Origin of the sequence: Paenibacillus alginolyticus DSM 5050 = NBRC 15375 (assembly GCF_000422905.1) — a bacterium.
Classification (GTDB): Bacteria; Bacillota; Bacilli; order Paenibacillales; family NBRC-103111; genus Paenibacillus_E; species Paenibacillus_E alginolyticus.
In genome coordinates this window covers 61,878-75,171 of record NZ_AUGY01000008.1, presented here as the reverse complement: position 1 = coordinate 75,171, position 13,294 = coordinate 61,878, and the positions used below count along the sequence as shown (strand labels likewise).

Sequence of the window (13,294 nt, the reverse complement as noted above, 5' to 3'; positions counted from 1 at the left end):
CTTCATTCAGTTCCTATTTCTTTTGTTTCGCTACGACATCAGACACACGTTTGACCCACTCTTCAGGCGTAATAGTACCAATCGTCAATGCCACTGTTGCATCTTGCATGGCTTTGTCAACGTCTGCCGCGAAGGAGACTGTTGGCACTACAACTGTGTCAGGGGATGACAAGAATTTCGCCGCATCTTTAACAAAGTTAGGTGCTTTCGAGGAGGAGATGTCACCTTTTACGTTCGAAGGAGCACCGCTCAACTCAGCCCACTGGGAAGCTTGAGTTTTTGAGAATACGAATTGCATAAACGCTTTTGCTGCTTCTTTGTTTTTCGCCTTTTTAGCAATTGCAAAGGTCGAAGTCGAAGTATTAGCTACCACTTTTCCGCCTTTATCTTGTGTGATGGATGGAATGAATCCGAAATCAAAGGAAGCTGGAACGTCTTTGGCCATTTCGTTTGGCAGCCACAGACCGTTCGGGATAAAAGCATCTTTGTGCTGCAGGAACAAGGATTGGGAATCCGTGTGGTTGATTTGTACGGATGCTTTGTCGATGTAACCTTTGTCACGAAGCTGAACGATTTTATTAAGACCTTTAATGATTGCTGGGTTTTTCCAAGCTTCTAGATTATTTGTTGACATGTCTTGCAGCAATTTGTAGTCATTATTGTTTGCAGATACGATAGCTGGAAGCAATACGCCACCGTTAATGTAGTATGGATATTTACCTGTGTGGATGAAAGGATTAATGCCAGCACCTTTAATTTTCTCACTTACCGCTAAGAATTCTTCGAAATCTTTTGGCTCTGCCCAACCTTTGTCTTTGAACAGGGCTTTATCGTAGAAAATACCCCATGAGCTCATTACGAAAGGAACATTGTAGATTTTACCATCAAACTCTTGTGGTTTTTGAGCAAGCAAATCAATGATTTTCTCGCCGTCAACGTTTTTAGCATCTTTAATCCAATCCGTCAAATCTTCAAGCTGTCCGTCTGTTACCATTTGACGATCGAACAATTCAGGTCCGTCAATGTATACGAAATCCGGTGGAGTACCTGCGATCCAACGAGGTTTCATTTGTTCGTTGATTTTTGGTCCCGCACTTTCTTTAATTTTCAGATCAGGGTTAGCTGCTTGGAAATCAGCAATAACTTTTTTCCACCATTTGTCGCCATAACCGCCAACAAAGTACTGGATTTCAAAATCGCCGGTTAATTTTTTGGGACCAGCAGCTGTTGGAGCCGCTGTAGCAGCTGTCGTCGGCGCCGCCGTTGCAGCTGGTTTTGTTGTTTCCACTGGTGCAGATTTACCACAGCCTGCTGCTACAAGTACCATGGATGCAGCCAAGCCCATTGTTGACCATTTTTTCATATTCATGTGTTCATCTTCTCCCTTTTTTAATAAATCTGATGGTTATTTATGAAGTAGCGTATTCCTAAATTTAACTTTCCTTGTAGTTTGCGCTACCAACTCCCTTCAGGGTTCATCATTTTTGGCAAAAATAAAAAGGGCATAGTTATAGAAGAAGACTTACATTCTTCAATAACTAATGCCCTTACGGTAACATGTTATTAAAACTGACATATTCAGTTGATTTCGGTGTTTCGTGTGATTAAATCTTACAATAAAATGACATGGTCGTCAATACTTGATTTTAAAAATCATTTTTACATGCATATTCTATGATCGACCCTACTTATGCTATGATAGAACCATATTCTTTAATCTCCAAGGAAAAGGTGATTCCGATGTCCAAACGTAAACCGATGATGTCCAATCGTAGAGCCAAAGAAGAAGTCAATAAGAAAGCGATCATTTGGACAGGATCCATAATGCTTGTTGTCATCATTACGATGACGTTACTGATCATTTTGAACAAATGATTAGGATAGAAGTGATTGAATTCATCACATTTTGAATTGTAATCGCTTTCTACATCGTTGTCAAGAGTAAAACATTGGAACGCTAGTACTTCATGACAAAAACCGTCCGAAGCTTATTCAGACGGTTTTTGTCTTGTTCCTACTCCGTTTAATCAAGCCATTTATATTTCTTACTAGGGTTGCTGTCATCGGTTTGCAGCGGAAGGCCGAAGGATTGATCTAGCTTCCCTCCCCCAGCTCCTACTCCCGGGTTTTCGCCGCCATTACCATTTCCTCCGTCCGGATTTGAAGGTGGTAATACCCCTTTACCAATTGTCACTTTCGTTTCGTGAGTTACCATGTTATAGAGCTCTTCAATGTCCGCTTGCTGCATCCGAACGCAGCCGTGTGATTCATCTTTCCCGATGCTGGAAGGCTTATTCGTACCATGAATTGCATAAAGCGTATCCGACAAAGTCATTCCTCGGCTGCCAAACTCTCCATTCGATTTGCCATTCGGATTGCGCACCTTTTCACTAATGAAGAACTCCCCTTGCGGCGTCTTCTCTCCCCCTAAGCCAACCGGATAATTTCGGATGATGAAATCTCCACTAACAAGGGCCAAACGATGTTTATCGGTATCTATAACAATCCTAAGCGGTTCAAGCAGTGGGTCTGCGGAAGCTTTCGGCTGTGAACTTGATGGCTCGGCCTGTTCCTTGAGCTCTTGTTTCGGCTGCTCGTTTTTGTCAGCTGATTGTACCGGATCCTGCGGCGCTTTGCCCGCTTTTGCGATTTCATTAACCTTACTTACAGCTTGAGGGAACGCCTCCTGCATTTCGGGGGAGAGTCCTGGCAAGAGATTATCCGGGTAAGGCTTCGAAAGCTGTTCAGGCTTCTCTGGCAGCGTTCCCGTCTTTTTTTGGAAGGCCTGGATTGCGCTTTGTAAGACAATAGCTTGCTCACGATCATGCATCCAATTCGCTATGACGGGAACAAGCTTGGAGCTATCCGCGACCTGACAGGAACATGTCTGCGACTGGTAATATTTTAATGCTGCTGAACCCCCGCCTCCACCATGACTCTCCACGCTGATCAAAGGCTTCACCGACCTGTTCCACTCGTTCCATTTACCATCTTCACTCCTTGGAACTCCCATGATAACAGATTCCCCAGCTCCTGATCCTGAGGATGACAGTACTTGTTGAAGCTTGTTGCCCCAATCTCCATTTGAGAAATACAGTTTTACTCCAGAAGGTGCATCCTGTTTAGGTGTTGCCGGCACATTAGCTGCCGCTGGTGCTGCAGCAAAAGTCTCCTTCGGGACGTTCCCCGTATCCTCGTTCTTCGCTAAATCCATTGCAGCGGGAACAGCCAACAGGAATAGCATGACCATTAACGGCAGCCATTTCCCTTTACCGCTGGGCTTGCTTTTAACAGTTGTCATGGCACCTTTATGTAAGGCCGAAGAAGATGAAGCAGGCAAAGGACCTTCAAACGCTATTTTCTGACGTTCGAAAGCCTCATAGATCTCCCCTGACTGCGCGAAACAATACGCTGCTTTGCCTTCTTTTCCTTGCGCCGCGTATTCTCTGCCCAATAAGTACCAAGCCATTTTATGATCAGGATGTTCTTTCACATATTTTTTGAGATAAAGAGGATCTTCGATCGGATTATGTTGGAAAAATCGTTCTAACTGATCCATGCGATTCTTGTCCTTCAATCTAGAAAACCTCCTATCGAGTACACGGTAGCTCTCTTTCGTTTATCGGCAAAAATTACCTAGAGATGAAGTCATGAAAAAAAAGAGCTTGGACAAAGGTTTCCCCTTGCCAAGCTCGGTTTGCGAATTGCTTATTTCACAAATGATTTCGTGCGTAAAATGGCTGTTTGGTGAGCGGCATCCCACTGTACATCCAAGCCGATTTGCTCTGCAAAGAAACGCACCGGCACATACGTACGGTCTTGTTTCACATAAGGAGAAGCATCCGTCACTTGTTTGATGTCTGTTTGACCGACTTGTTTGCGTACAATGCCTGTTTCACCAATCGTTAGCTCAACCGTAACATCACCTTTGATAAGCTTTACGATTGATTTCCCAGCTTGCTCGACATACTTGACTTCGTAGCCAAATGCTTCGCTTATTGCACGAACAGGTACCATTGTGCGGCCGCCTTGAATTTCAGGTTGGGCATCAAATGAAACCACTTTATCACCATTTACCACTTTTACTTGATCATTGTTTGCTAGATTTCCTGGTAATTGGTAAGGAGTAATTTTACGAATTTTGTTATTCGAGGAGTCTGCGACCACAATATTACCTTGAGCGGTTACTAGAACGTCACTCGGATTGTAAAACTCAGCAGCTTGCTCCACGCCGTCCGCTTCACCCGTTTGGACTGTTCCAGCAATCGTTGAAACCTTTCCATTCAGCAAATAACGAATCACATGATTCAGACTATCTGAGATTAAAACCCCGCCTTCGGAAGTTACGGCAAGCCCTTTAGGGAAGTCAAACTTCGCTTTAAGCGCATCTCCATCTGCAAAGTCTCCACCTGCATATAACTCATTTTTATCATAAATGGTATGATTGCTTAATTCGGGTGTCGAACCAGCCACCGTAGTCACAGTCCCTGCTTGAAGGTCGATATAACGTATACGCTGGTTGCCTGTGTCACTTACGAACAAATTGCCTTTGCTATCTAAAACCAATCCAGCGGGTTCATTGAACTTCGATGCAGCTAAGCTGCCATCTTGAAATTCACCAGCGAAAGAAGCTTCACCTGGACGGATTTGAATAGCTCGAGTCGCAGCCGCATTCAAAGTAGAAACACTGCCGTCAACTGCTATTTTACGGATAACATGATTGAGCGAATCCGCGACATACAGAGTTCCATCTGCAGCTGCAACAACATCGCTTGGGCGATTAAAACTTGCCTCAGCACCTTTTCCATCCTTAAGGCCAGGAACGCCATTTCCAGCCAATGTGGAAACTTGTCCATTCGTATCTATTTTCCGAATAGCGTTATTTGCCGAATCAGCTACATACACATTCCCTTTAGCATCAACAGCTAATCCTGTCGGCTCATTGAAAAAAGCTTCAGAAGATTTCCCATTAACAAGCCCTCCTGTAGGAAAGCCCTGGTTATTCTTCGTCACGACAACTTCCGGGCCTGCGAAAGTGGTTACTTTCCCGCCTGAAATTTTACGAATAAGATGATTCCGTGTATCAGCAACAAGAATACTGCCATCCGAAAGTTGAACAACGCTGCCCGGAGCACGGAATGCCGCACTTAGCGCATCCCCGCTCTTATCTTCAAAATCGCCGATTCCCGCGAAGGTCGAGACATCCGAAAGGATCTGTCCATTGCTGGATAATAGTGCATCCGTCGACAATCCTGCCGCCCATGCGGATGAACCTCCCAATAAGGTTGCGGCCACTAGGGATGAAACGAATATATGTTTTAAGGGTTTCATTGGTTTCTCCTTTTTGCTATGTTAAAATGATTAATTTTTATTTTTTGGAGGCAAAATGACTGTTTTCTCAGTTCTATCTGGTATCAAAGGAACTTCTATTTTTTGAACGTCCAAACCATTTTTATGAACAATAACGATTTTTTCGACTTTAATCTTATACGATCCTGAAGTTGCCCCCACCGAATTACCATAAAACGGAATGGTAACTAACTTTTTAGTTCCATTTTTCACTTCAACATTATTTGAATTTGCACCGAAATTTGTCACTGCATACACAAGCTCTTTCTGTACACCATTAGAATATTCTTTAATATGATCTGCACTATTGGTTTGGCTAAAAATATCCGAATTACTTACCCATGGGTGCAGCTCATTAACATTAAGAGCGATATTGGAATCATAGGATAAGTGCACTTCTACACCGTAGATTGAATTGTTGCCGACAAAGTCACTTAGATTAACATCTAAATTAAATAATCCGAGGTTACTAACAGAGCCAGGTGCAAGACTAATACTCGGTGTTAATACGGGTGTCCCCGGGTCTGACCCCCCCGAATTCCCCGGATTTCCTCCCGGCGCTGTAGTATTCGGCCCATTCTTCTTATCATCAAAATCCTTTTTCTCTTTATCCGTGTAGCTTTCTTTCAGTTTCGCTTCAGCTTCAGCTTTAGCCTTCTCTTCCGCTGCTTTCGCCGCTTCGAGAATCTTTTTCTTTTGCTCTTCCAAAGCTTTAAGCGCTGCTGCCAGCTTTATTTTGAGCTCTTCTTGCTTCTTCGTTTCTTCAAGTTGCTTTTTGAGCTTCTCTGCTTCAAGCTTTTGAAGCATTTCTTTCTTTATTTTTTCCTTTTCTGCGTCGACACCAGCCGTTTTATCCAACTCTTTAACTTTGTTTAAATCTAATTTTTTTTCTTGGTTATCGATTTTTGCATTTGCTTGTTCAATGAACTTATTCAAAGACTCTTTATCAACCTTATTTTCTGCGAGAGCCATCTTTGCAATATTACCAATTAAGTTATCTAAGTTTTGTTTCACTTTATCTAATTCAGCTTGATCCTTCACGGATAAAGAAGTTTTATCATCCACAAGTTTGCCATCTTCAATTTCTTTCTTTTTCTTAGCAATAAACTCTTCATTTTCTTTATCGATTTCGGCTTTGTTCAGGATAATCTCTTTAATGATTTCAGGTGATGCATTCTTGATAAAATCATTTAGATCAAGGAAATCTACTTTAAGGGACACATCATCCGTCTCATCCCTAGAATCCAAAGAAATTTGTTGCGTTGGATATAAGTATGTAATGGATGACTTTTGAGTCGAGTCCGCTCCGTTTGTCACAGTCGATGCGGAGACTTTTCCAGCTCCAACCGCCATCTTAATTGCGCCTGTTTTCGGATCAACAGTAACAAAGAACTGCGTTCCACGAACACCCATAACAGCGGTTGGCGTTTCAACTTCAAATTCATCATTTGATCCAGCTAATGACTTCACCTTGACCCAAAGGGAACCGGCCCATACTTTAAGTTTGGATTTCTTATTTCCAGCTGAGGTGTTTAAGTCTGACACGTTAATCTCAGCGTTTTCGCCTAAGATTACGTCTGCATCCCCATTGCTCAAATTAAGCGTGACAGATGAACTAGCGCCAGTATAAACCGTATCGCCTTGATTTAAACTCATACTTTCGTAGGCATCGTACGATTTGGAGCCTCCGCCTTTCTTGATCGTTACGTCACCGGATAATGCTCCAATGACAGCTACCCGAACGGTTTTTGCGTCTACAGGCTTTACAAGCAGCGCTGAGACCAAACTAAACACTAAACAAAAACTTAAGAATAAGGACACGAATGATTTCTTAGTTATTCCCACACTGAATTCCTCCCAGCATTCATTTATTAGAGATTCCCGATAACTTCATAAACCGCCACGGGCTTTTCTTTTCCTTTTACCTTAATTTCACCGATAGATTCTATCTCAAAAAGGTCTTTGACCCTCGCATAGGTCTGTTCACTGATTAGAATTTGACCTGGTTTTGCATTCGCTTCTAATCTAGCCGATAAGTTAACCGTATCTCCAATAGCCGTATAATCCAGCCTTAGGTCCTCGGAACCAATGTTTCCAACAACCGCAGGTCCGCTATTAATACCCAGCCCAAATTTCACTCCGATTCCATACTTTTCAATCAATCTCTGCTCAAGAACAGTAGCCTGGGACTTCATTTCAATAGCTGCACGCACAGCCATCTCCGGGTGATTGTCATATTCAATCGGAGCGCCGAACATCGCCATGACACCATCACCAATAAATTTGTCGAGCGTTCCGTTAAATTTGAAAATAGCTTTCGTACATACATCTAGATACTCATTCAATACTTGAATAACTTGCTCTGGCTCTAGTCGCTCCGACATGGGGGTAAACCCGCGAATATCAACGAAAATAAGTGAAATATCTTTACGACTGCCGCCAAGCTTAACATCTTCACCTGACTGCAGCAGCTCGTCTACAACCGATTTGGAAACGAACCTTCCAAAGATACCGGTTACGCGGTTGCGCTCCTTCCGTTCTTCCAGATAATGACTCACTAATGACCAAATATAGATCAAAACAAGAGCTAATTGCGGATACACAAGTGGAGCGAAGGTTGAGCCAACAATATAGAAGGATAACCATACACCTCCATAGATCACAAACATGCCTAGAAAAATAAATAGCGCTGTTTTGCCTTTATATCTATGAAATAAGAAAATGGCCAGCAAAGATATAAGTAAGATAATACCTACGCCAAACGGCTTACTAGTATCTTTATAAAACTTGCTTTCTAATATAGTTTGAATCATATTCGCATGTATTTCGATCCCAAACATCTTAACAGAGCTGATCGGTGTTGGATATTCATCCTGCATAGCCGTTACGAACGGACCTACCAGAACAATGCCGCCTTGCAGTGGTAAGGGGCTTTTACTATTAATAACATCAATGAAAGAGAGCGATTCATAGCCTGTAGTTGCATCAACTTTCTGCCTTGGCAGTGTGAAGAATTCGGTCGTCACTTGATTTCTTTCGTTCGTTGGCATTACGATATTGCCGCGCTTCCATTGTCCTGTTGCTTCATCTCGCTTCACTTTGTCCTTATCCTCAAGAACTAGATTGGCAAGCGCAACGCTGAACGCAGGTATGTATGCTCCATTCTCATCCGGCAGCCCAACTGGCAACTTCCGTGCCTTACCATCCTTATCGACAAACACATTAATATGTGCCATTTGCTGCCTGCTGGTTGTTAGTGTTTGAGTGGGGTAGTCGATTTTCTCAGGCACAAGCTCGCCTGCTTGCTCTTGCTTGGAGGGATAGTTAATTTGGACGGGCATAATGACATTATGATACTTGGCCAAAACATCAGCCAATGCTTTATCGTCGGCGGGATTTTTCGATGGTTCAGCTAAAACTACGTCTATACCAATTGCCGCTGCGCCTGACTGCTCAAGCTTTTCTATCAACTGCGCATAGGTCGTTCGATCCCATGGAAACTTTCCGATAGCTTTAAGTGATTTCTCATCAATCTTAACAATCTTGATGCGATCATCCGGCTGACGTTCATCAACAGATTTAGCTTTCCGCAAAACATCTTGGAGGGGGCCTTCAATAAAATAAAACAAGCCGCTAGAGTTAACCGTGTAGAAATATGTCGAAAACAACATCAACACAAGTCCTATAGCTAAAGTTTGAATCCATTTCTTCTTACCCATAAGATCCTCCCCATGTTTACTAGCTTCATTGTAAGATGGCAAGTAAAAAATGGCAATAAATAGTTACAAGTTACTACAATTTGTATCAAAAAAAAGAGCTCAGTCCCTTTACAGGAACTGAGCTCTTTCGACATTCTGCGAATCACTTCACAAAATTATGTTTTATACGGATTAGTTAAAAGGTGTATCCGCTACTTTGATGGAATCTGTTGGGCAGCCATCTTGTGCATCCTGTAGATCATCAAACAAATCTTCAGGGATTTCAGTTACCCCTTTGTTGCCATCTCCATCAAAAATTACTTCAGCCAAACCTTCATCATCGTAATCATAAATGTCTGGAGCTGTAGCTCCGCATGCGCCGCAAGCGATGCAAGTATCTTTATCAACAAATGTATACTTTGCCATGATTTCTAACTCCTCCTCAAATTATCCTCAATGTAAAATATAATATAAATACGGACAAAGTTCAAACCTTAAAATTAATTACGCTCAAAATATTGTTCAATAAAGTCAGCTATACCCTGGATATTGTTCAAATCGAAGGAAGGAAAAGTTCTTGAACCAAATTTGAAATCGTCCATATCTGTTGCAATAGCAATCGGCTCTGGCTCAAGTGCTTGAATAATTTCACTTTGCTCTATTGTACGAAATACAGCAATCTTTGGATGTTTTTCCTTCTTGAAGCCTTCGATAAAAACATAGTCTAAATGCGCATAAGCACTTAACTGTTCTTCCAGGCTTGGATTCCGCTTCTTCTCGAACACATGAATCTCATCTGGAGAAAGGGTAATAACCGCTTCTGCACCCGACTCAACAAAAGTCGCGGAGTCCGTCCCTGCTGCTTCTTTATAATGTCCATGAGCATCATGTTTCATTACAGCTATCCGATGGCCGCGCTGCTTCATTTCTACGATTAGCTTCGCCACTAACGTCGTTTTCCCGCTGTTCGAATAGCCGGCAAAGCCCATACGATGTGCCATATTTTCGTCACTTCTCCTCTTCTTTATGAAGGGGATTGTTCCTCAAATGGTCCATTTGCAGGGAAGTCCCTCTCGTTTTATGATTTCTAATCATAGCTGAAGGATTATCGCCCATCATCCCCGCGGTTAGAATCGCATTTTCTCCGAATTTATCACGAAGTCCGTCCATAATGCGATTCAAATTTTCTCGTTTAGGCTGCTTTTCATAATCGAATAAATCTAACTGAACGAATGTTTCTTCCTTCACCGTCAGATTTTGCAGCGTAATCCCCAGCAGCCGAACAGGGTTGCCTTCCTCCCATTCATGATCAAATAACTGACACGAAGTTCGATAAATATCATCCATATGCTCGGTGGGAGTAGGCAAAGTGATGGATCGCGTAATAGTCCTCATCTCTGGATCGCGAACCGTGATTTGGATCGTCGATGCCATCAGCTCCTGCTTGCGAAGTCTTCTAGCTACTTGATCCGCCAAATTTAAGAATACGCGATGAATTTCCTTGGTATCGGTGAAATCCTGCGGCAGCGTCGTCGTATGCCCGATTGACTTGCTCTGTTCTTGTTCAGGGTTTACCAGAGAATGGTCAATCCCGTTAGCCGAACGCTTCAGATGTGCACCTAAGATGCCAAAGTGTTTACTTAGCAGCAACTCGTCCCCTACAGCTAGCTGACCTAACGTGTGGATACCAAGTCTAGTCAGCTTATCCGCCGTCTTTTTGCCAATTCCATATAAATAGTTGCACGGTTTGTCCCAAAATACAGTTGGAACATCTCGTAGACGCAGCACAGATATCCCGTTCGGCTTCTTCATATCGGAGCCCATTTTGGCGAGCAGCTTGTTGGGGGCAACACCGATCGAACAGGGAAGCATCAGTTCCTTCATAATCTTCTGCTGAATGTTATTCGCGATCTCAAGTGGGGTTCCAAATTGTTTGGAACCTGTAATATCGACGAAACACTCATCGATTGACATGGATTCCACCATAGGCGAATAACTATAAGCTATCTGCATAAACCGTCTTGAGAAGCTGCGATATAGTTCGAAATCAGGTCTTATCAGTATCAAATCCGGACACAGCTTCATCGCTTGCCTAACTTGCATGCCCGTCTTGATCCCTACAGCGCGCGCTGCATAAGATGAAGTAACAATAATCCCTTTACGAAGCTCAACACTACCTGCAACAGCAATCGGCTTTCCTTTATATAAGTCCGGCTCAACAGCCTCATGAACAGAGCAATAAAATGCATTCATATCTATATGCAGAATGACTCTACCTTGCTTGGGATAATGATGCTGTGTTGTCACCATTTATATTCCCTCCCATTGATAAACAACAACTTTAAGAGCCATTTTCAGCATACAAAAAATTATTCTTTCAAGCAAACGTATTTTTGCGTTATGATGTCTTTACCCATACTATTATGGTATAATCGTAAATTATACATTAGCGCTTTAAAGCAAGCACAAGCACCTGCACATCAAGCACCGAAGTCACTTTGCTAGCTTTTGAAGGAGGAACCTATGCCAACATCAGTCAAAATCTTCGACACCACACTACGAGACGGTACGCAAGGAGAAGGCATCAGCTTATCCGTCGAGGATAAAATTAAAATTGCCCGCAAGCTCGATGAGCTTGGGGTTCATTATATTGAAGGCGGATGGCCAGGCAGCAACAGCAAAGATATTGAATTCTTTGAACGCGCTCGCGATATGAAGTTCACTAATGCGAAGATTACTGCATTCGGCAGCACACGTCGTAAAGATTCCTTAGCTGCGGATGATATTAATTTGAACAGACTCGTGGAGTCAGGTGCTCAGGTAGCAACGATCTTTGGTAAGTCCTGGGACTTCCACGTCACAACGGCGATTCAAACCACGCTTGAAGAAAATCTTGCCATGATCTACGACTCCGTTCTTTATTTAAAAAGCAGCGGTCTTGAAGTCATCTACGATGCCGAGCATTTCTTCGACGGTTACAAGAATAATCCCGAGTACGCCTTGCAAACGATCAAAAAGGCACAGGATGCCGGTGCTGATTGGATCGTCCTTTGCGATACCAATGGCGGCTCATTACCTGGAGAAATTACAGCCATTGTCACTACCGTGAAACAAAATATCACCACCCCAGTTGGTATCCACGCTCATAATGATTGTGAATTGGGCGTAGCCAACAGCCTTGCTGCCGTACAAGCAGGAGCTGGACAAGTCCAAGGAACCATCAATGGCTATGGAGAACGCTGCGGTAATGCCAACCTCAGCTCCATTATCCCTAACCTTCAGTTGAAGCTTGGCTATTCGGTTATTTCCGAAGAGCAGCTGAAATCTTTAACGCCTGTTTCGAGATACATTAGCGAAATCGCCAACATGCATATGCCAATTAATCAGCCTTATGTCGGTAATGCGGCATTTGCTCATAAAGGCGGTATTCACGTTTCGGCCATTCTCAAGGATGCTAGTACGTATGAGCATACTAAGCCTGAGCTTGTCGGTAATAAACAGCGTGTTCTTGTTTCAGAGCTTGCAGGGCAAAGCAATGTCCTTGTGAAAGCGCAAGAATTGAATCTAGACTTCAATAAAGAACATCAGAAAACCAAAGAAGTTATTGAGAAAATTAAAGATCTCGAGCATCAAGGCTATCAATTCGAAGGCGCCGATGCCACGCTTGAGCTATTGCTGCGCGAAGCATTCGAAGGTCTAGAAGAGATTTTCACATTAGAATCATTCAAAATGCTGGTTGAGAAGTCCGCGAATCAATCGGTAGTCTCCGAAGCCATCGTTAAAGTAAAGGTTCATGGGGAAACGATCTATACCGCGGCTGAAGGCAACGGCCCTGTAAATGCTCTCGACAATGCCTTGCGTAAAGCATTGATCCAATATTACCCTGATATTAAAAACGTCCATCTTTCCGATTATAAGGTACGTGTCCTCGATGTGAAGGGCGCAACGGCAGGTAAGGTTCGCGTTCTGATGGAATCAACAGACTTCAACACAACATGGAACACGCTTGGAGTGTCCAGCAACATTATTGAAGCCAGCTGGTACGCACTCGTAGATAGTTTGCGCTATGCATTAATTGGAAGAAAACGCGTAGAGCCTACAAATAAAGATCAACAAGAACGACTAGGCTTAGTGAACCATTGATGTAAACCTCTAACGTGGCCACTCAACGTTGAGCGATCACGTTAGAGGTAAGTTTTTCAAAAGGACATACAAGAAAAGCTGCAAAGAGTACGCCAACCATCGGC

The 13,294-nt window shown here is 43.0% G+C and carries 10 protein-coding genes; 2 read left to right on the top strand and 8 right to left on the bottom strand.

Features of this window, described 5'->3' with window-relative positions; genetic code table 11:
* Positions 1-13: 13 nt before the first annotated feature.
* On the bottom strand, positions 14-1,369 hold the full coding sequence (locus G519_RS0103265) for an ABC transporter substrate-binding protein (RefSeq protein ID WP_029193465.1): 1,356 nt from the start codon (positions 1,367-1,369) through the stop codon (positions 14-16).
* 371 nt (positions 1,370-1,740) lie between these two features.
* Here G519_RS0103265 and G519_RS52855 point away from each other — a divergent pair, with 371 nt between their 5' ends.
* Positions 1,741-1,875, top strand: coding sequence for a hypothetical protein (locus tag G519_RS52855; protein WP_268615096.1), 135 nt, complete (start codon positions 1,741-1,743; stop codon positions 1,873-1,875).
* A 148-nt stretch (positions 1,876-2,023) separates the two neighbouring features.
* Here G519_RS52855 and G519_RS0103255 read toward each other — a convergent pair whose 3' ends face one another.
* The 7 genes from G519_RS0103255 to G519_RS0103225 form a co-directional block, all read right to left on the bottom strand.
* Entirely contained in the window at positions 2,024-3,577 is a 1,554-nt protein-coding gene (locus tag G519_RS0103255) for a L,D-transpeptidase family protein (protein ID WP_029193464.1), read from the bottom strand.
* Positions 3,578-3,708: 131 nt separating this feature from the next.
* The gene (locus G519_RS0103250) at positions 3,709-5,331 is read right to left on the bottom strand and encodes a stalk domain-containing protein (RefSeq protein WP_029193463.1); all 1,623 of its coding nucleotides are present in this window, start codon (positions 5,329-5,331) and stop codon (positions 3,709-3,711) included.
* Positions 5,332-5,361: 30 nt separating this feature from the next.
* Positions 5,362-7,194 (bottom strand): FecR family protein, encoded by a 1,833-nt coding sequence (locus G519_RS0103245; RefSeq protein WP_029193462.1) that lies wholly within the window; start codon positions 7,192-7,194, stop codon positions 5,362-5,364.
* Between the two features lie 26 nt (positions 7,195-7,220).
* Positions 7,221-9,068 carry an adenylate/guanylate cyclase domain-containing protein gene (locus G519_RS0103240; RefSeq protein ID WP_029193461.1) on the bottom strand — a complete coding sequence of 616 codons (1,848 nt, stop codon included), beginning with the start codon at positions 9,066-9,068 and terminating at the stop codon, positions 7,221-7,223.
* 171 nt (positions 9,069-9,239) lie between these two features.
* Positions 9,240-9,473 carry a ferredoxin gene (locus G519_RS0103235; protein ID WP_029193460.1) on the bottom strand — a complete coding sequence of 78 codons (234 nt, stop codon included), beginning with the start codon at positions 9,471-9,473 and terminating at the stop codon, positions 9,240-9,242.
* Between the two features lie 74 nt (positions 9,474-9,547).
* Positions 9,548-10,048, bottom strand: coding sequence for a molybdopterin-guanine dinucleotide biosynthesis protein B (gene mobB / locus G519_RS0103230; protein WP_029193459.1), 501 nt, complete (start codon positions 10,046-10,048; stop codon positions 9,548-9,550).
* 7 nt (positions 10,049-10,055) lie between these two features.
* Positions 10,056-11,357, bottom strand: coding sequence for a DNA polymerase IV (locus tag G519_RS0103225; protein ID WP_029193458.1), 1,302 nt, complete (start codon positions 11,355-11,357; stop codon positions 10,056-10,058).
* 213 nt (positions 11,358-11,570) lie between these two features.
* Between G519_RS0103225 and cimA the strand changes: the two genes are divergently transcribed.
* Complete coding sequence (cimA, locus tag G519_RS0103220; RefSeq protein ID WP_029193457.1) at positions 11,571-13,190, top strand: citramalate synthase; 1,620 nt, start codon at positions 11,571-11,573, stop codon at positions 13,188-13,190.
* Positions 13,191-13,294 lie beyond the last annotated feature (104 nt).

What these genes read in the sequence shown, in the direction of transcription:
- G519_RS0103250 (WP_029193463.1), bottom strand. Translation starts at nt 5,331, where the DNA reads ATGAAACCCTTAAAACATATATTCGTTTCATCCCTAGTGGCCGCAACC.
- cimA (WP_029193457.1), top strand. Translation starts at nt 11,571, where the DNA reads ATGCCAACATCAGTCAAAATCTTCGACACCACACTACGAGACGGTACG.
- G519_RS52855 (WP_268615096.1), top strand. Translation starts at nt 1,741, where the DNA reads ATGTCCAAACGTAAACCGATGATGTCCAATCGTAGAGCCAAAGAAGAA.
- G519_RS0103265 (WP_029193465.1), bottom strand. Translation starts at nt 1,369, where the DNA reads ATGAATATGAAAAAATGGTCAACAATGGGCTTGGCTGCATCCATGGTA.
- G519_RS0103225 (WP_029193458.1), bottom strand. Translation starts at nt 11,357, where the DNA reads ATGGTGACAACACAGCATCATTATCCCAAGCAAGGTAGAGTCATTCTG.
- mobB (WP_029193459.1), bottom strand. Translation starts at nt 10,048, where the DNA reads ATGGCACATCGTATGGGCTTTGCCGGCTATTCGAACAGCGGGAAAACG.
- G519_RS0103240 (WP_029193461.1), bottom strand. Translation starts at nt 9,068, where the DNA reads ATGGGTAAGAAGAAATGGATTCAAACTTTAGCTATAGGACTTGTGTTG.
- G519_RS0103235 (WP_029193460.1), bottom strand. Translation starts at nt 9,473, where the DNA reads ATGGCAAAGTATACATTTGTTGATAAAGATACTTGCATCGCTTGCGGC.